Raw genomic sequence first — 3931 nt, 5'->3', positions numbered from 1 at the left:
GCCCCGGCTGGTCGACGCGCTCGCGCCGGTGATCGCCGGGCTGCTCCCGGCCGGCCTGGAGCGCAGCCGGGCGCTGCGGGTGCTGGGCGTGCGCAGGCTGCCGTTGGCCGAGGTGGTGGACCACCTCGCGGGCATGGACCGCGAACCCGCGTGGTGGAAGGACCTGTACGACGCGTTCGACCCGGCGGAGCGGGACGCGCTCGGCGCACTGCCGGTGCCGCTGGCCGACGGTCGGATCGTGCGCGGGCCGCGCGGGATCCTGCTGCCGTGCCCGGACAGCCCCGACCTGGCGGCGCTGGAGGTGCTGCGGCTGCGGGTGGCGCACCCCGACGTGACGCATCCCCTCCTGGAGCGCCTGGGCGCGATCCGGGCGACGCCGCGCGCGGTGCTCGCCGATCCCGCGGTGCGGGCGGCGGTGGCCGACAGCGAGGACGGCGACGACATCGCCGACGCGATCCTGGAACTGGTCAAGGCCGCGCGGGTCGGGCCCGGCGACGAGCCGTGGCTGGCCGCGCTGTTGCTGCCCGACGTGGACGGCGACGCGGTCCCGGCGGGCGAGTTGATGTTGCCGGGCAGTCGGATCGCGGCGGTGGTGGAGCCGGACGCGCTCGGGATCGTCTACCCGGACCTGGTCGAGCGCTGGGGCGAGGACGTGCTGGAGGCGGTCGGCGTGCTCGGCACGTTCGGGCTGCTCCGGGAGGACGACGTGGTGCTGGACCACGACGGCTGCGACCACGACCTCGACGGCGAGGACGACTGGCTCGACGACGTGCTGGACCACCTGCCCGACCAGGGCGTGCCGCCGGTGTTGGCGACCTTCACCGCCGTGCGCGACCTGGACCTGGTCGCCGACGACGCGTGGGACGAGGCGCTGGAGGTGGTCGCGACGCCGCCGCTGCGGACCGCGGTGGTCGAGCCGGCGCACGTGCTGTTGCCGGACGGCGGGCGGGCGCGGGTGCCGTCGTACACGGCATGGTGGTTGCGCGGGCACCCGGTGCTCGACGGCCGGCGTCCGGCGGGTCTGCTCGCGGCGGACGGCGACCGGTTGCTGCACGGGCTGTACGACGAGGTGCGGGCGACGCTCGACCCGGTGTTCCTGACGGCCCTGGGGGTGCGTACGACGCTTCCGGCGCTGCTGGCCGACCCGGACGGCCCGGACGAGCTCCTGGAGCGCCTGGCGGACCCGGAACGGCCCGTGACGCGGGATCAGCTGCGGGCGCTGTACACGGCGTTGGCGGAGGTGGCCCCGGAGCGGATCTCGGCGCCGACCGAGCTGCGCGGCGTCTCGGCCGGCGCGATGACCGTCGACGACATCGCCGACGCGCTCGTGGGCGACGCCCCCGACCTGGCGGCGCTGCTCGCGAACGACTCGTCGCACGTCCTGCTGCCGGTCCGGCCGGACCGCGCGGAGGCGTTGGCCGACCTGCTGGACGTACCCCTGTTGTCGGAGACGATCCCGGGCAAGGTGCTGTCCGAGGGCACGGTGCACGAGGTTCCGGCCGACGTGCTGGCGGCGATGCCGGACGCCCCGAAGGAGTACTGGGAACACGAGGAACTCGTCGTCTCGGGCCCCGACGACACCGAACTCGACGCCGACTGGCGCTACGTAGACGGCCGGGTCCACGCGACCACCTTCGAGGGCGTCGCCCGCGGCCTGGCCTGGGCCGCCGGCGAGTGGCACCGCCGGTTCGAGGTCGAACAACTGCTCACCCACCCCGAGAACGCCGCCCACTTCGCCACCGAACGCGACTTCGACGGGGTGTGACGAAGGATCAGGACCAGCGGTGGTCCGGGAACCGGGTCGTGTCCAAGGTGAATCCGAATGGGGTGGGGACGGGGATCAACTCCCCGTAGGAGACGGTCTCGGTGCTCCGGTAGACACCTTTTTTGGGACTCGAACAGAGTTCGACGGACGCGGTCAGCCTGTCCACGAGGAGGTAGAACGGGATGCTCTCGGCCGCGTAGATGGCCCGTTTGTCGGCCAGGTCCTGGCGCCTGGTCGACTTCGAGGTCACTTCGCAGACGAGTTCGACGATGTTCGTGGGGGCCTGCACGAGGTCGTCGGTGATCGCTTCCCAGGGCACCACGCACAGGTCGGGGATCAGCACCGCGTCGGATACGGCGCAGACGATCTCGCCGCCTTGGACGACCAGGTATTCGTCCGGACAGGCGTCCTCCACCTGCCGTTGGATGAGGCTGAGAGTGCCTGCATGCCCCAACCGCGGGGCGGGTGACATCACGATCTGGCCCCCGATGATCTCTGCCCGAACATTCTTCGGCAGGTTCAAGTCGTCCCGGATCTCGGCCAGGGTGCGCTGCCGTGTCTCCACTGCGAGGGTCATGGCGGTCTCCTCGGGGTCCTGGGAACGAGTCACTGTCTTGTGCCTCCGGAGATTGTGGAAAGCCACCGGGTCGCGGGGCGGGCATTTCGACCTTCATCACTCGTTCGAGTGTCCCTCGGATCGGGCATCGTCGGTCCGGTCCTGCTTGCGCTCCACCCAGCCCGAGACGCGCCACCCCAGTTCCAGCAGGGCGGCGCCGACCGCGGCGATGCCCACCGCGGTGCCGTTGTTGCCCTGGTCCTGGGGGTGGAGGGCGAAGAAGTCGGCCAGGAACGGGACGTACAGGGTCAGCAGGAAGGCCGCGACCATGGCGGCGATCAGCACGATCTTCCACCACCTGTACGGCCGCGCGACGATCGCCAGGATCCAGGTGGCGACCAGGAAGAGGGTGATCACCGCCGAGGTGCGGTCCTGGTCCAGGTTCGAGCCGTCGTTGAGGCGGGCCAACCAGTAGCACAGGAAGGTCGCGAACGCGGCCACCGCGCCGGCCGGGATCGCGAAGCGCAGCACCCGCGGCACGAAGCCCTCGCGGGCCCGCTCGGTGTTGGGGGCCAGGGCCAGCACGAAGGCCGGGAAGCCGATGGTCAGCGACCCGACCAGGGTCAGGTGGCGCGGCAGGAACGGGAACACCACGCCGGCCACGCCGGTGAGCAAAGACAACAGGAGGGCGTAGACCGTCTTGGTCAGGAACAGGTTCGCGACCCGCTCGATGTTGCCGATCACCCGGCGGCCCTCGGCGACCACCGAGGGGAGCGTCGCGAAACTGTTGTCCAGAAGCACGATCTGCGCGACCGCGCGGCTCGCGCCGCTGCCCGAGCCCATCGCGACGCCGATGTCGGCGTCCTTGAGGGCGAGCACGTCGTTGACGCCGTCGCCGGTCATCGCGACCGTGTGGCCCTGCGATTGCAGCGCCCCGACCATCGCCCGCTTCTGTTGCGGCGTGACCCGGCCGAAGACCGTGTCGTCCTCCAGGGCCCGGGCGAGTTCGGCCCGGTCCTGCGGCAACTTGCGCGCGTCGACCGGGTGTTCGGCGCCCGCGAGGCCGAGCTTGGCGGCGACCGCGCCGACCGACAGGGCGTTGTCGCCGGAGATGACCTTGGTCGCCACGTCCTGCCCCGCGAAGTAGCGCAGCGTCTTCGCCGCGTCCGGGCGCATCCGCTGTTCGAGGACGACCAGCGCGGCCGGGTGCGCCGCGGCCCCCGCGTCGTCGCCGAGCGTGTCGGCCGTCGCGAGCAGCAGCACCCGCAGGCCCTGCGCGCCCAGTTCGTCGACGTCGGCGAGTACCGGGTGGCCGTCCGGGAGCAGCACATCCGGGGCGCCCAGCAGCCACGTCCCGTGCCCGGAGAAGCTCGCCCCGCTCCACTTGCGGGCCGAGGAGAACGCGGCGACATCGGTGACCGGCCAGCCCTCGGGCGCGGGGCACGCGTCCACGATCGCCTGCAGGCTCGCGTTGGGCCGCGGGTCGGAGGTGCCGAGCGCGCCGAGCGCGTCGTGGATCGGCAGGCGGTCGTCGAGCGGGCGCACCTCGGCGACGTTCATGCCGCCCTCGGTGAGCGTTCCGGTCTTGTCCAGGCACACCACGTCGACCC

The 3931-nt window shown here is 72.2% G+C and carries 2 protein-coding genes and 1 pseudogene; 1 reads left to right on the top strand and 2 read right to left on the bottom strand.

Features of this window, described 5'->3' with window-relative positions; genetic code table 11:
- Positions 1–1765: pseudogene (locus GT354_RS45755) on the top strand (molecular chaperone Hsp90); the annotation flags it as partial.
- A 7-nt stretch (positions 1766–1772) separates the two neighbouring features.
- Here the strand turns inward: GT354_RS45755 and GT354_RS45750 are convergent.
- Together GT354_RS45750 and GT354_RS45745 are read right to left on the bottom strand one after the other, a co-directional pair.
- A complete protein-coding gene (locus GT354_RS45750; RefSeq protein WP_161363403.1) occupies positions 1773–2342 on the bottom strand; it encodes a Uma2 family endonuclease in 570 nt (189 codons plus the stop codon).
- 96 nt (positions 2343–2438) lie between these two features.
- On the bottom strand, positions 2439–3931 hold a 1493-nt coding region (locus GT354_RS45745), incomplete at its 5' end, for a cation-translocating P-type ATPase (RefSeq protein WP_161363401.1).

Origin of the sequence: Streptomyces sp. SID3343 (assembly GCF_009865215.1) — a bacterium.
Taxonomy (GTDB): domain Bacteria; phylum Actinomycetota; class Actinomycetes; order Streptomycetales; family Streptomycetaceae; genus Embleya.
The sequence above is the reverse complement of the archived record's forward strand: the minus strand, read 5'-3'. Positions and strand labels throughout refer to the sequence as shown.